This window comes from Rahnella variigena (assembly GCF_003610915.1).
In the GTDB taxonomy this organism is placed as follows: domain Bacteria; phylum Pseudomonadota; class Gammaproteobacteria; order Enterobacterales; family Enterobacteriaceae; genus Rahnella; species Rahnella variigena.
In genome coordinates this window covers 1,505,061-1,520,188 of record NZ_NSDJ01000001.1, presented here as the reverse complement: position 1 = coordinate 1,520,188, position 15,128 = coordinate 1,505,061, and the positions used below count along the sequence as shown (strand labels likewise).

Sequence of the window (15,128 nt, the reverse complement as noted above, 5' to 3'; positions counted from 1 at the left end):
CCAACCGACCTAAGCATACCTTAAGGTCGGCGGGACAGTTTAGCACAAAGAGCGGAGATCCTACAATTCGGACTAGTCTGCCTGCTTACGCAGGAAGGCTGGGATGTCCAAATAGTCGGGCTCTTTATTAGATTGCGCGCTTTGATCATTGACCACTTTAGCAGCGGGTTTCGTTTCCTGCGGCAGCGGAGACATCCCGTGCTGCTGATAACGATGATCCATCACTGGCTGAGCGGCTGGCTTATTGGTCACCAACGTGATTTCAGGACGTTTGTCCATGCCAATACCGGTCGCAACTACGGTGACGCGCAATTCGTCATTCATTTCCGGGTCAAGGGAAGTACCAATAACCACGGTAGCGTTGTCAGAGGCGAAAGCACGGATAGTGTTACCCACAGTTTCAAACTCATCCAGACGCAGGTCGAAGCCAGCGGTGATGTTGACCAGAACGCCGCGAGCGCCTGACAGGTCGATATCTTCCAGCAGCGGGCTGGAGATCGCCATTTCAGCCGCTTCTTCAGCACGGTCTTCACCGCATGCCACGCCGGAGCCCATCATGGCATAACCCATTTCAGACATAACGGTGCGCACGTCAGCGAAGTCGACGTTCATCAGACCCGGACGGGTGATCAGCTCTGCGATACCCTGCACCGCGCCTTTCAGCACGTCGTTGGCCGCACCAAAAGCGTCCAGCAGAGAGATACCGCGACCCAGAACTTTTAACAGCTTGTCGTTCGGGATAGTGATCAGGGAGTCCACATGTTTGGACAATTCAGCGATACCCTGCTCCGCGAATGCCATACGCTTTTTGCCTTCGAAATTGAAAGGCTTAGTCACGACAGCAACGGTCAGAATACCTAAATCTTTAGCTACTTCAGCAACCACTGGCGCTGCACCGGTACCGGTACCGCCGCCCATGCCCGCTGCGATAAAGACCATATCAGCACCTTCAAGCGCAGCGCGCAGGGCTTCACGGTCTTCTTCTGCAGAATTGCGACCCACTTCCGGGTTCGCACCAGCACCCAGACCCTTGGTAATACCGCTACCGATCTGAATAGTCTGGCCTACTGCCGTTTTACGTAACGCCTGTGCGTCGGTGTTAACGGCGAAGAATTCAACACCTTCGATGCGCTCGCGCACCATGTGTTCGACAGCGTTGCCACCGCCACCGCCGACGCCGATGACTTTAATCACCGCGTCATTGGTCAGTTCCATAGGTTCAAACATAGTTTCTCTCCGTTTTGTGCCTGTCGCGTCGGGATCAAAAACCTTAACAGCATGATCCCGTTGTTAAACCATTAAAACTCTTTTCTCAGCCAGCTGTTGATTCGTTTGAACCAGTTGCCCACTGAGGCGCGTTTTTCCACTTCGGCCTCACCGCTCAGGTGAGACTCCTTCCCGTAGTGCAGCAGCCCTACAGCCGTTGAGTAGTAAGGTTCCTGCGCATAATCTGTCAGCCCGGTGATGTTCAGGGGTTGCCCGATACGCACCTGGGTATGGAATACCCGCTGCGCACAGGCTGCCAGACCATCAATTTGTGCTGCACCGCCTGTCAGAACAATACCGGCGGCCAGATGATGTTTTACGCCTTGCTGGCGTAACTGCTCCTGCAATTGCAAAATTTCGTCGTTCACTAAATTCAGCAATTCTGTGTAACGTGGCTCAATAACTTCAGCCAGTGTCTGACGTTGCAGACTGCGTGGTGGACGTCCACCTACGCTCGGCACTTCGACGTTTTCGTCTTTGCCGACAATCGAACCTAATGCACAACCGTGGCGAACTTTGATCGCTTCGGCATCGGTCGGTGGTGTACCAAACGCATAAGCGATGTCGCTGGTGACCACGTTCCCTGCATAAGGGATAACCTTAGTATGACGTAGTGCGCCGCCGGTATAAACCGCGATATCCATGGTTCCGCCACCAATATCGACCACACACACACCTAATTCACGCTCATCTTCGGTCAGAACGGCATAACTGGCTGCCAGACCGGCAAAAATGAGCTGGTCAACTTTTAAGCCGCAGCGTTCTACCGCTTTAACAATGTTCTTCGCCATATCGTTATGGCAGGTAATCAGGTGAACTTTAGCCTGCATACGCACGCCGGAAAGTCCGACCGGGTTTTTGATCCCTTCCTGATAATCAATGGCATATTCCTGAGGGATCACATGCAGAACCCGATGTTCATCACGCACACGCACAGATTTTGCGGTATGCACGACGTTCTCTACATCTTCCTGTGTGACTTCCTCTTCTGAAATAGGAACCATCCCTATTTCATTCTGACAACTGATATGTTTACCAGACAAAGCAAGGTAAACAGAGGAAATCTGGCAATCCGCCATCAGTTCAGCCTGATCGATGGCGCGCTGTACGCATTTCACCACCGATTCCAGATCATTCACGCCACCCTTGTCCATGCCACGGGATGGGCAACTGCCCACGCCGATAATATTGACCATGCCATCGGGCAGAACTTCCCCCACCAATGCGGCGACCTTTGCCGTACCGATCTCCAGCCCAACTACCAGTTTTCTGTCCGTCGACTTGATCATTGTTGTTTAGCCTGTGCCTGATTCTGTTGCTGATTACTGTTTTGCTGGTCAATAAACTCTGGCGCCCAACCTACCGACGCACCGCTGTCATAACGTAAATCGACATAAGTGATGCGTTTCTTATCGGCCTCTGCCTGTTGCTGGAATCGCGGGTAGAGCTCGATAAAACGTTGTAAACGCCCCATCCGGTCATCTCTCCCCAATTCCAGCCGGACGTCATTATCCAGAGTTAACTGCCACGAGTGACGCGCACTCATTGCCACTGCTTTCAACTGGAACTTACCGGCGGCCAGCGCCTGGCTCATTGTTTGAAAGCCCTGCAAAACATCCTGTTCGCTGCCTTCCGGACCGTAAAGCAACGGCATTTTCTGTTTGACCACACGTTCGGCGGGTATGCTGAATGATTTGCCCTCGGCATCCACCATATGCAGATCATTCCAGTGTGCGACCGGCACATACTCCACCAGGTGTATCTTCAATTCATTCGGCCATTGCTTACGGACGCTGACCTGTTTTATCCAGGGTAAACGCTCAATCTGCTGCTGAATGACGTTTACATCCTGCGTCATGAACGTTCCCGGAGCCCCTAAGGACAGGATCGCCTGACGAATATCATCATTGGTCGTGTAATGACGTTCCCCGGTAACCACTAACTGGGATAACGGCAGTCGGTTCGCATCCTGCATCCAGCCAACAACGGCCCACGCACTCCATAAAATCGTTCCTACAACCAACAACAGAAACACGATCCCAGCCAGCTGGCCACCGTTACTGCGACGGCCGTTGTTTTCGACCGTCTCACGCTCTCGGGTATTCAGGGCGGCTTGAGACATATCAGTCCGCCAGTGCCAGAATACGGGAAACGAGCTGCGGGAAACTTAACCCGGCGTGTTTGGCTGCCATTGGCACCAGACTGTGGCTGGTCATGCCCGGCGACGTATTTACTTCCAGCAGGTTAAAGCTGCCGTCGCTGTCTTGCATCACGTCAACACGCCCCCAGCCGCTGCAATCGAGCGCCTGATACGCCTGCAATGCCAGCGCAGAAAGCTGTTGTTCCTGTGCTTCGCTTAAACCGCTCGGACAGAAGTACTGTGTTTCATCAGACAAATATTTTGCCTGATAGTCATAAAATGTTCCGGCTGGCTGGATGCGAATGGAGGGCATCACGTCGTCACCCACGATGGCGACCGTGTATTCCGGGCCGCTCAGCCATTTTTCAATCAGTACGTTATCGTCATGGCGGAAGCCTTCCTGCAGGGCTGGCAGCAACTCTTTTTCCGTAGTCACCTTGCTCATGCCAACGCTGGAACCTTCGCGGCTGGGTTTGACGATAACCGGCAGACCCAGTTCGGCGATTTTTGCCGCCAGAGCGCCCTGCCCTGCTTCTTCAATTTGTGAACGATGCAGTACAACAAACGGTGCGACCGGTAAACCTGACGCCTGCCACACCAGTTTGGTGCGGAATTTATCCATAGTCAGCGCAGACGCCATCACACCGCTGCCGGTATAAGGCAAACCGATTTGCTCCAGCAAGCCCTGCAACGTACCGTCTTCACCGCCGCGACCGTGCAGTGCGATAAAGACTTTGCTGAAGCCTTCTTCTTTAAGAAGCGCCACATTAAATGTTTTGGTATCGATGCCGTGAGCATCAATGCCTGATTCACGTAAGCCAGCCAGCACCGCGGCGCCGGACTGTAATGACACATCGCGTTCTGCGGAAGTACCACCCAACAATACTGCTACTTTCTCAGACATGATGTTCTTCACCTTTCTTAACTGGTTGCAGCTTTTGATCAGCCAATTTACGGGCCACTCTGCCGACATTACCGGCGCCCTGAACCAGAACTAAATCGTCACCTTCGAGGATCTGCGCCAGACTTTCCGGCACGGCTTCAATATCAGAAACCAAAATAGGATCCAATTTTCCGCGCGCACGGATGGTGCGGCACAGAGAGCGGCTGTCAGCGCCAGGGATGGGCGCTTCACCCGCCGGATAAACATCCAGCATGATCAGCACATCAACCTGAGACAGCACATTCGCAAAATCGTCGTACAAATCACGGGTACGCGTGTAACGGTGCGGCTGGAAAATCATCACCAGGCGCTTATTCGCCCAACCTGCCCGGGCGGCTTTTATCGTCGCATCGACTTCCGTCGGATGATGACCGTAGTCATCAACGAGCATCGCGCTGCCGGTTTTGCCGTTCACATTTTCCAGCGCATATTCGCCCAGGAAATCGAAACGACGGCCTGTACCCTGGAAACCTGCCAGTGCGCGAAGAATGGCGTCATCACTGATCCCTTCATCTGACGCAACGGCTACTGCGGCCGCGGCATTCAGGGCGTTATGACGACCCGGCGCATTCAGCGTCACGCTTATCAGCGGCAAGTCCTGACGGCGCAGCGTAAAGTGTCCTTGCGCGCCGACCTGACGGTAATTTTCGATAATCACATCCGCGTCTTCGCTGAAACCGTACGTCGTCATATGACGGCCCACGCGTGGGATCAGCTCGCGGATCACCGGATCATCAATGCACATCACTGCACGTCCGTAGAATGGCAGGTTGTGCAGGAAATTAATGAACGTCTGCTTCAGGATTTCAAAGTCACCCTGATACGTATCCATATGATCCGCTTCGATGTTGGTCACAATCGCCACCATCGGTTGCAGATGCAGGAACGACGCATCACTTTCATCTGCTTCAGCAATCAGAAAACGGCTTGATCCCAGACGCGCATGGGTACCCGCAGCTTTGACCAGTCCACCGTTAACGAATGTCGGATCCAGACCGGCTTCAGCATAAATACTGGTGACCATCGCTGTGGTCGTCGTTTTGCCGTGCGTACCTGCCACGGCGATACCGTGACGAAAACGCATCAGCTCAGCGAGCATTTCCGCGCGGCGGATCACAGGTATGCGCGCTTCACGTGCGGCAACGATTTCCGGGTTATCGGAAGAGATCGCCGTGGATACCACGACTACGCTGGCATCCAGCACGTTTTCAGGACGGTGATTAAAATAAATCGTCGCGCCCAAAGCAGTCAGTTGCTGTGTTACTGCGTTCGGCGCCAGATCGGAACCACTGATCTGATAGCCTTCATTTGCCAACACTTCGGCGATACCACCCATGCCGGCACCACCGATGCCAACAAAGTGAATGTGCCGGACACGATGCATCTCGGGCACGAAGGTACGCAGTTTCGCCAATTGTTGTGTATTCACGTTTTTATTCACTATTTCAGGTTACTGATTAATCCGTTTCTTACGGCTGGGACCACACACTGCATGGCCCGTTCAATTTCATTTTTTACTGGCGGCAACCACTTCTGCGGCTACACGCTCTGTCGCATCAGGAATAGCGGCTGCACGCGCAGCTTTTGCCATTTGCATCAGATGGGTTCTGTCCCATCCGGCCATCAGATCAGCGACGGCTGCGGCACTAAAGTCTTTCTGTTCAATAATTTTTGCAGCACCCGCTTTTTCCAGCGGCAATGCATTCCAGTACTGCTGGCGGTCTTTATGCTGGAATGGCACAAAAATAGCCGGCAAACCTGCGGCAGCAATTTCACTGACCGTTAACGCGCCGGAGCGACAAACCACCACATCTGCCCAGGCATAAGCTGCTGCCATGTCATCAATGAATTCGGTGACTTTGTGCTGAGTCTGACCGACTTTTTCGTAAGCCTGATTCACTGACTCCAGCGCACCTTTACCAACCTGATGCCACAACGTAATTTTATCGCCCATCAGCGCCGCGACTTCCGGCATGCTCTGATTAAGCACCCGCGCACCCTGACTGCCGCCAATCACTAAGACTCTGATCGGCCCTTCGCGTCCGGCTAAGCGCGTTTCCGGCAATTCCAGCGCCAGCACATCCGTGCGTACCGGATTTCCCACAACATCCGCTTTCGGAAAAGCACCGGGGAACGCCTGCAATACTTTGGTAGCAATGTGCGACAACCCTTTGTTGGTCATGCCCGCAATGCCGTTTTGTTCGTGCAGCACCACCGGAATACCCAGTGACCATGCCGCCAGACCGCCGGGGCCGGAAACGTATCCGCCCATGCCTAACACCACATCTGGCTGAAAGCGTTTCATGATGGCCTTCGCCTGACGCCACGCATGATATATGCGAATCGGGGCGGTGAGTTGCGCTTTCAGACCTTTCCCACGTAATCCAGAGATTTTAATGAAATCAATATCGATGCCGTGTTTCGGCACAAGATCCGCTTCCATCCGGTCTGCTGTACCGAGCCAGCGAACTTCCCAACCTTGCGCGATAAGGTGATGCGCCACAGCCAGCCCCGGAAACACATGTCCGCCGGTACCGCCAGCCATCACCATTAAACGCCGGGTATTGCCACTCATCGGGCACTCCTTACAAACGCCTGGGCTTTTGCCAGCCGCGTTTCAAAATCCACTCGCAGCAATAACACGATTGCCGTCGACATAATGATTAAGCTCGAACCACCGTAACTGATCAGCGGCAGCGTCAGACCTTTGGTCGGCAACATCCCCGCCGCCGCGCCCACATTGACCAGCGCCTGGAAGCTAAACCACACGCCGATAGAACAGGCCAAAAATCCGGAAAAACGCTGATCAATCTCTAACGCACGGCGCCCGATGGACATCGCGCGAAAAGCGACGAAGAATACCATCAACAGGGCTAAAACCACACCGAAATACCCCAGTTCTTCACCCAAAATGGAGAAGATAAAGTCGGTATGCGCTTCCGGTAAATACTCCAGTTTCTGTACTGAATTCCCTAAGCCCTGTCCCCAGAATTCCCCACGGCCAAATGCCATCAGCGACTGGGTTAACTGGTAGCCGCTACCAAACGGGTCGGCCCACGGATTCCAGAACGAGGTAACACGGCGCATACGGTACGGTTCGGCAAGAACCAGCAGCACAACCGCAAACGCACCGGAACCGATAATCGCCAGGAACTGCCACATTTTCGCCCCCGCCAGGAATAACATCGCCAGCGTGGTGATAAACAATACGACGACGGTACCCAGGTCAGGCTGAGCCAGCAGTAAAACGGCCAGCACTACCATCACGCCCATCGGTTTGCAAAAGCCCCAGAAGTTGCTGCGTACTTCATCTACCTTGCGCACCAGATAACTGGCGAGATAGCAAAACAGCGACAGCTTCGAGAACTCAGCAGGCTGAATACGCAATGGTCCGAGTGAAATCCAGCGCGAGGCCCCGTTGACGGAGCTACCGACCACCAGAACCACCAACAGCATCACCACCGACAGCAGCAACAGCACATTGCTGTACTTCTGCCAGACGGCCATCGGCACACGAAGCGTCACCAGCGATAAACCAAAAGCCAGACCGAGATAAATGGCGTCACGTTTAGCAAACAGGAACGGATCGTCTGCCAGACGCTGACCGATAGGCATGGAAGCCGACGTCACCATCACAAAACCCACGATCGCCAGACCAAAGGTCAGCCACAACAATGTCCGGTCGTACAGCACCAGCGTGACGGAATCGCTTTCCTTTGCGCCCATCACCCAGTCATTAAATTTTCCGATGAGGCTCAGCCCCGGAATACGCAACCGCATCAGCCCAGCTCCTTCGCCAGCGCGGTGAAGACATCACCCCGTTGTTCAAAACTGCGAAACTGATCCAGACTCGCGCAAGCCGGAGATAACAGAACCATATCGCCGGAAGCCACGTGCTGGCTGATTTCCCGCATCGCCTGTTCCATGGTTTCAAACAGAGAGGAAACATCAGGTCGCAGCTCTGCAAGCTCAGCACCATCACGGCCAAAGCAATAAATACGCAGATTATCGCCTTGCAGATAACGGGTCAGCGGTGCGAAATCAGCAGATTTCCCGTCTCCGCCCAGCAGCAGATGTAACGTGCCTTCAACGTGCAAACCATTCAGCGCCGCTTCAGTGCTGCCCACATTGGTGGCTTTGGAATCATTAATCCAGCGCACGCCGTTGTGGTGCCAGGCTATCTGGAAACGGTGAGCCAGCCCGGTAAAAGTGGTCAGCGCTTTCAGGCTGGACGCATGAGGAACACCTACCGCATCCGCCAGCGCCAGAGCAGCCAGCGCATTGGTGTAGTTGTGGCGTCCGGTCAGCGGCATTTCACGGGTGTTCAGCACTTTTTCGCCATGCACACGCAGCCAGATATCATCCTGCTGACGGGTCAGATGGTAATCACCCACATCGACACCAAAACTCACACAACGCTTATCCGCGCCACGCACCGGCATAGTCAGCGCATCGTCCGCGTTAACAACACACAACGCAGCGTTTTCATACACTTTCAGTTTTGCCGCACGGTATTGCTGCAAGCCAAACGGATAGCGATCCATATGATCTTCAGTCACGTTCAGAATGGTCGCCGCCGCCGCGTGAAGGCTGTGCGTGGTTTCAAGCTGGAAGCTGGAAAGCTCAAGCACGAACAGATCGTATTCATGATCCAGCATGGTCAGCACCGGCAGGCCGATATTGCCGCCCACACCGACACGCCAGCCCGCAGCTTTCGCCATTTCGCCCACCAGCATGGTGACGGTGCTCTTCCCATTTGAACCGGTGATGGCGACAATAGGTGTCGTCGTTTCACGGCAAAACAGTTCGATATCACCCACAATTTCCACGCCTGCATCAGCAGCAGCGCTCAGTGCCGGCGTCGCCAGCGCAACGCCCGGGCTGGAAATAATTAAATCTGCATCCAGCAGCCAGTCTTCGTTGAGCGACCCCAGGTGACGCTCAATGTTATCCGCCAGTTTATCGAGTCCTGGCGGGCTGACGCGGGTATCAATGACACGCGGCATCACGCCACGTGCAACAAAGAAATCAACACAGGACAGGCCGGTAAGACCCAGCCCGATGATGACCACTTTTTTACCCTGATAGTCAGCCATAATTACCGTACCTTCAGCGTCGCCAGGCCAATCAGCACCAGCATCAGCGAAATAATCCAGAAGCGCACGATGACGCGCGGTTCCGGCCAGCCTTTAAGTTCGTAGTGATGATGGATAGGCGCCATACGGAAAATGCGCTGTCCACGTAACTTGAAGGACCCAACCTGCAGGATCACCGACAGTGTTTCGACCACGAACACACCGCCCATAATCACCAGTAAGAATTCCTGACGCAGCAATACGGCGATGGTACCCAGCGCCCCGCCCAGAGCCAGAGAGCCGACATCACCCATAAATACTTGTGCCGGATAGGTGTTGAACCAGAGGAATCCAAGCCCGGCACCGACGATCGCCGTACACACGATCACCAGTTCACCGGCATGACGCAGATAAGGGATGTGCAGATAGCTTGCGAAGTTCATGTTACCGGTTGCCCATGCCACCAGCGCAAAACCTGCTGCGACGAAGACCGTTGGCATAATTGCCAGACCGTCCAGACCATCTGTCAGATTCACTGCGTTACTGGTGCCGACAATGACGAAATAACTCAGCAGGATGTACAGCAAACCCAACTGCGGCATGACGTCTTTGAAAAATGGCACAACCAGCTCAGTGGCTGGCGTGTCTTTACCAATGGCATACATGGTGAAGGCTGCCGCCAGCGCGATGACTGATTGCCAGAAGTATTTCCAGCGTGCAATCAGGCCCTTGGTGTCTTTGCGCACGACTTTGCGGTAGTCATCGATAAAGCCCACGATGCCATAACCAATCAGCACAAACAGCACGCACCACACATACGGATTGGACGGATACGCCCACATCAGTACAGAAATTGTGATCGACGCCAGAATCATCAGGCCGCCCATCGTTGGCGTACCGCGTTTACTGAAATGCGACTCAGGACCGTCGTTACGGACAACCTGACCGAAAGACATTTTTTGCAGGCGGGCAATCATGCGCGGCCCGATCCACAGCGACAGGAACAACGCGGTCAGCAGGCTGACAATGGCGCGAAACGTCAGATAGGAAAAGACGTTGAAGCCGGAATAATATTTGACCAAGTGTTCGGCCAGCCAAACTAACATGTTGCATTCTCCTGTAACGCGCGTACTACCTGCTCCATTGCGGCACTACGTGAACCTTTAATTAAAACGGTAATTACCGCGTGTTCAGACAGTAAGCTCGTTAAACGGGCCGTCAGGGCTGCCTTATCCTCTAAATGCTCACCACATCCGCTGACATCACTGATGATGCGGCTGTCATGACCAATACTGAATACTTTGTCGATACCGGCGTTACGTATGGCTTCGCCCACCTGACGGTGGCAGCTTTCGCTTTCCGCGCCCAGTTCCGCCATATCACCCACTGCCATCACGCGGTAGCCAGGCATTTCAGAAAGCACCTGCGCTGCGGCTGTCATGGAACCCACGTTGGCGTTGTAGCTGTCATCAAGCAGGGTTTTACCCTCGCTAAGTGCGATAGGGAATAAACGCCCTTTGACGGATTGCAGGGTCGCCAGACCGGCGCGCACATTCTCCGGCGATGCCCCGACAGACATTGCCAGCGCAGCCGCAGCCAGTGCGTTAGCGATGTTGTGACGACCGGGGACCGGCAGCGAGACATCAATGCTGCCCTGAGGAGAATGCAGAGTGAACGCGGTATTCAGCGGGCTGATTTTGACATCAGTCGCACTGAAATTGATGCCTTCACCGTAAGTCGGGGAGAAGCGCCAGACGGTTTTACCGCTCAGCTTATGCTGCCAGTTTGCCCAGTCGTTGTTATCCGCATTGATCACGGCGATGCCGTCTTCCGGCAGGCCATCGAAAATCTCGCCTTTCGCCCGCGCGACACCCGCCAGGGAACCGAAACCTTCGAGATGCGCGGCTGACAGGTTATTCACCAGTGCCGTTTCAGGCCGTGCCAGCGCAGTCGTATAGGCGATTTCACCAAGATGATTCGCGCCCATTTCGATGACGGCAAAATCATGTTCAGCGGTCAGGCGCAGCAAGGTGAGCGGAACACCGATGTCGTTATTGAAGTTGCCAGCGGTGTACAGCACGTTGCCGCACTCACGCAAAATAGCTGCAGTCATCTCTTTCACAGATGTCTTGCCGGATGAACCGGTCAGGCCGACGACACGGGCCGGAACCTGCTGACGCACCCAGCCACCCAGTTGCCCGAGAGCAATGCGGGTGTCGGCAACCACTAACTGAGGAACCTCCACCGGTAAGCGCTTACTTACCAGCAAAGCCCCTGCTCCGGCTTTTACGGCATCAGCAGCGAAGTCATGGGCATCGAATTTTTCGCCTTTCAGCGCGATAAACAAACCGCCCTGGGTGACCTGACGGGTATCCGTGGTCACGCTGTCGATTTGAGTATCTGTGCCGATGAGCTCAGCGTTGAGCGCATCCGCCAGAGTTTGCAGGGAAACGCGGATCATGCGATCACCCCCAGCAAACGTGCAACCGTGACGCGGTCGGAATAATCAAGACGCTGGTTACCGACCAGCTGGTAGTCTTCGTGCCCTTTACCGGCAATCAGCACGACGTCTTCTTCTTTCGCCTGCATAATTGCGCTGGTGACGGCTTCTGCGCGACCATGAATTTCCTGCGCACGCCCTGCATCAAGCAGGCCAGCAAGGATATCAGCAACGATAGCGCGCGGCTCTTCACTGCGCGGATTGTCATCGGTGACGATCACACGGTCAGCGTATTGCTCCGCAATGCCGCCCATCAGCGGACGCTTACCTTTATCACGATCGCCGCCGCAACCAAACACACACCACAGCGTACCGCGACAATGCAGACGGGCAGCCGCCAGTGCTTTTTCCAGCGCGTCAGGAGTATGGGCATAATCAACGACAGCGGTAGGTTTGCCCGGTGCATTGAAGACTTCCATGCGGCCGCAAACCGGTTGTAGCTGAGAAGCCGTAGCCAGTAATTGCGCCAGCGGATAATCCAGGGAAAGCAGTGTAGCCAGCGCAACCAGCAGGTTGCTGACGTTGAACGCGCCCATAAGGCGACTATCAAACTTACCTTCGCCCCAGCTTGAATCGATATTTACGGTGGCGCCGTTATCGTGATAATTCACGCTGCGTGCCACCAGCCAGCGGCCTTTCCAGCCTGCCGGGATTTTGTCTTCCATACTGACGGCGACAGCTTCAGGCGTTTTCGCTAACCAGCGCGCGCCGACTTCATCGTCAGCATTAATGATTTTCTGACCGACCTGATGCGAGGAGAAAAGCTGCCATTTAGCGTCTTCGTAACTCTGCATATCACCGTGATAATCAAGATGATCACGGCTCAGGTTGGTGAATGCCGCTGCGGCAAAGGGCAATGCGGCAACACGGTGCTGAACCAGTCCGTGGGAAGAAACTTCCATTGCGGCAAAGGTTGCGCCTTGCTTCACCAGATCGGCCAGAATGTGCTGAACCTGCACGGCAGAACCGGTGGTGTTTTCCGCGGGTACCACGTTATCCAGCAAACCATTGCCGACGGTGCCCATCACGGCGCTGGTTTCGCCCAGTAACTGGCTCCACTGCGCCAGCAACTGCGTGGTGGTGGTTTTACCGTTGGTACCGGTTACGCCAACCAGACGTAACGCTTTGCCCGGTTGCTGGTAAAAACGTCCCGCCAGTTCTGACAGCAGGACGTTGAGATCTTCGAGATAAATGACCGGTACACCATGCATCTGGCAAACCGTTCCGTGTTCTTGTTCACCCTTTGCCTCGGCCACGACGGCAGCGACGCCCTGGGCAATTGCCTGGGGAATAAAACGACGCCCGTCACTGGTATGGCCTGAAACCGCGACAAACAGATCGCCGGCAGCCGCAACGCGGCTGTCCAGAATCATGTCTTTTAGCGCTGCTGCCGGGGCATCACTCACCCAGGGCGCTAAGATGTCGCGCAAATTACGATCTGCCACCTGAAGCCTCTTTTTGATTATTCACTATGTCTGCGTTTTCATCGGCAGTCAGCGCATCCGGTTCAACGTTCATGGTACGCAATACGCCGCCCATGATGGCGCCAAACACCGGTGCGGAAACGGCCCCACCGTAATATTTCCCTGCTTGTGGATCGTTAATGACCACCACAAGCGCAAATCTTGGATTGCTTGCTGGCGCAACGCCGGCGGTATAGGCAATGTATTTGTTAACGTATTTACCGTCCGGACCGACTTTCTTCGCGGTACCCGTTTTTATCGCAATACGGTAACCCTTGATCGCGGCCTTCACGCCACCGCCGCCAGGCAATGCAACGCTTTCCATCATATGTACGACGGTACGCACCAGCGGTTCAGGGAAGACACGTTCGCCGGATACCGGCGGATCAACTTTCGTGATCGACAATGGGCGATAAATGCCCATGCTGCCGATCGTTGCGTAGACTCGCGCTAACTGGAGAGGTGTCACCATTAGCCCGTAGCCGAAAGAGAAGGTGGCCCTCTCTATGTCAGACCACCGTTGTTTTTTAGGGTATATGCCACTGCTTTCTCCAACCAGCCCCAAATTGGTTGGTTTTCCCAATCCGAATCGCGAGTAAGTATCTACCAGCTCAGCGGAGGGCATCGATAACGCCAGTCGTGAAACACCGACGTTACTCGACTTCTGCAAGATGCCCGTGACGGAAAGCTCACCGTAACGCGCAACATCTTTAATCTCATGGCCATTGATCCGATACGGCAGGGTGTTCAGCACGCTGTTTTCGCGGACCACACCGTTTTTCAGTGCCGTCATCACCACCATCGGTTTCACTGTGGAACCCGGCTCAAAAATGTCGGTGATGGCACGGTTACGCATCACATCTTTCGGCGTATCCGGCATGTTGTTTGGGTTGTATGAAGGGCTGTTCGCCATCGCCAGCACTTCACCGGTCTGGACATCAACCAGCACGGCAGTACCTGATTCGGCTTTGTTAAACGCCACCGCATTATTCAGTTCGCGGTAAACCAGCGCCTGTAAACGCTCGTCGATACTCAGTGCGAGGTTGTGGGCGGCCTGACTGTCGACGGTAGAAATATCTTCGATAACGCGACCAAAACGGTCTTTACGAATGGTACGTTCGCCGGGTTTACCGGTCAGCCAGCGGTCAAAACTCTTCTCAACGCCTTCAATGCCTTCGCCATCAATGTTGGTCACGCCGATAACATGCGACGTCACCTGCCCGGCCGGATAATAACGGCGCGATTCCTGACGCAGGGAAATCCCCGGCAGTTTGAGTTTATGGACATATTCGCCAACGGCAGGGTTAACCTGACGGGCTAGGTATACGAAGCGTCCGTTGGGATTGGCATTAATGCGGGCGGAAAGCTGGGCAAGCGGCATGTTCAGCGCGTCAGCCAGCGCCTTCCATTTGGTATCGACGGTAATGCCGCCGCGATCGTTAATTTCTTTCGGGTCTGCCCAGATAGCATTGACCGGAACGCTGACCGCCAGAGGGCGACCGGAACGATCGGTAATCATGCCACGTGAGGTAGGAATGGTTTGCACGCGCAGGGAACGCAGATCCCCTTCTCTCACCAGCTTATCCGGGTTAATAACCTGCAGGTATGCCACACGCAACATCAGGCCAACCAATGCCAGCAGGATACAGGCGCACAACAACGCAAAACGCCAGCTGATAAAGCTGGCTTGATCTTCTGGACGCTTTAACTTCGCGGTGCGTGTTGCTTTCATTAGCTGCCT

12 protein-coding genes are annotated in these 15,128 nt (G+C 54.5%); all 12 read right to left on the bottom strand.

Features of this window, described 5'->3' with window-relative positions; genetic code table 11:
• Positions 1 to 72: 72 nt before the first annotated feature.
• On the bottom strand, positions 73 to 1,227 hold the full coding sequence (gene ftsZ, locus CKQ54_RS06960; RefSeq protein ID WP_112286943.1) for a cell division protein FtsZ: 1,155 nt from the start codon (positions 1,225 to 1,227) through the stop codon (positions 73 to 75).
• Between the two features lie 71 nt (positions 1,228 to 1,298).
• Positions 1,299 to 2,555 carry a cell division protein FtsA gene (gene ftsA / locus CKQ54_RS06955; protein WP_009634688.1) on the bottom strand — a complete coding sequence of 419 codons (1,257 nt, stop codon included), beginning with the start codon at positions 2,553 to 2,555 and terminating at the stop codon, positions 1,299 to 1,301.
• Positions 2,552 to 3,388 (bottom strand): cell division protein FtsQ, encoded by an 837-nt coding sequence (gene ftsQ / locus CKQ54_RS06950; protein WP_112286944.1) that lies wholly within the window; start codon positions 3,386 to 3,388, stop codon positions 2,552 to 2,554. The genes ftsA and ftsQ overlap by 4 nt, the downstream gene beginning before the upstream one ends.
• A gap of 1 nt (position 3,389) precedes the next feature.
• Positions 3,390 to 4,310: a D-alanine--D-alanine ligase gene (locus tag CKQ54_RS06945; RefSeq protein WP_112286945.1), complete on the bottom strand. Its 921-nt coding sequence runs from the start codon at positions 4,308 to 4,310 to the stop codon at positions 3,390 to 3,392.
• Positions 4,303 to 5,778, bottom strand: a complete 1,476-nt coding sequence (murC, locus tag CKQ54_RS06940) for a UDP-N-acetylmuramate--L-alanine ligase (protein ID WP_120162001.1) — start codon at positions 5,776 to 5,778, stop codon at positions 4,303 to 4,305. The genes CKQ54_RS06945 and murC overlap by 8 nt, the downstream gene beginning before the upstream one ends.
• 78 nt (positions 5,779 to 5,856) lie before the next feature.
• Positions 5,857 to 6,924 carry an undecaprenyldiphospho-muramoylpentapeptide beta-N-acetylglucosaminyltransferase gene (murG, locus tag CKQ54_RS06935; RefSeq protein WP_120161922.1) on the bottom strand — a complete coding sequence of 356 codons (1,068 nt, stop codon included), beginning with the start codon at positions 6,922 to 6,924 and terminating at the stop codon, positions 5,857 to 5,859.
• Positions 6,921 to 8,123 (bottom strand): cell division protein FtsW, encoded by a 1,203-nt coding sequence (gene ftsW / locus CKQ54_RS06930; protein ID WP_425272803.1) that lies wholly within the window; start codon positions 8,121 to 8,123, stop codon positions 6,921 to 6,923. Before ftsW ends, murG begins: the two co-directional genes overlap by 4 nt.
• Positions 8,124 to 8,128: 5 nt before the next feature.
• Positions 8,129 to 9,445 (bottom strand): UDP-N-acetylmuramoyl-L-alanine--D-glutamate ligase, encoded by a 1,317-nt coding sequence (murD, locus tag CKQ54_RS06925; protein WP_120161924.1) that lies wholly within the window; start codon positions 9,443 to 9,445, stop codon positions 8,129 to 8,131.
• A 2-nt stretch (positions 9,446 to 9,447) separates the two neighbouring features.
• Positions 9,448 to 10,530, bottom strand: a complete 1,083-nt coding sequence (gene mraY / locus CKQ54_RS06920; protein ID WP_095924647.1) for a phospho-N-acetylmuramoyl-pentapeptide-transferase — start codon at positions 10,528 to 10,530, stop codon at positions 9,448 to 9,450.
• Complete coding sequence (gene murF, locus CKQ54_RS06915; RefSeq protein ID WP_120161925.1) at positions 10,524 to 11,885, bottom strand: UDP-N-acetylmuramoyl-tripeptide--D-alanyl-D-alanine ligase; 1,362 nt, start codon at positions 11,883 to 11,885, stop codon at positions 10,524 to 10,526. Before murF ends, mraY begins: the two co-directional genes overlap by 7 nt.
• Entirely contained in the window at positions 11,882 to 13,369 is a 1,488-nt protein-coding gene (gene murE, locus CKQ54_RS06910; protein ID WP_120161926.1) for a UDP-N-acetylmuramoyl-L-alanyl-D-glutamate--2,6-diaminopimelate ligase, read from the bottom strand. The genes murF and murE overlap by 4 nt, the downstream gene beginning before the upstream one ends.
• The gene (locus CKQ54_RS06905) at positions 13,356 to 15,119 is read right to left on the bottom strand and encodes a peptidoglycan glycosyltransferase FtsI (protein WP_112286952.1); all 1,764 of its coding nucleotides are present in this window, start codon (positions 15,117 to 15,119) and stop codon (positions 13,356 to 13,358) included. Before CKQ54_RS06905 ends, murE begins: the two co-directional genes overlap by 14 nt.
• Positions 15,120 to 15,128 lie beyond the last annotated feature (9 nt).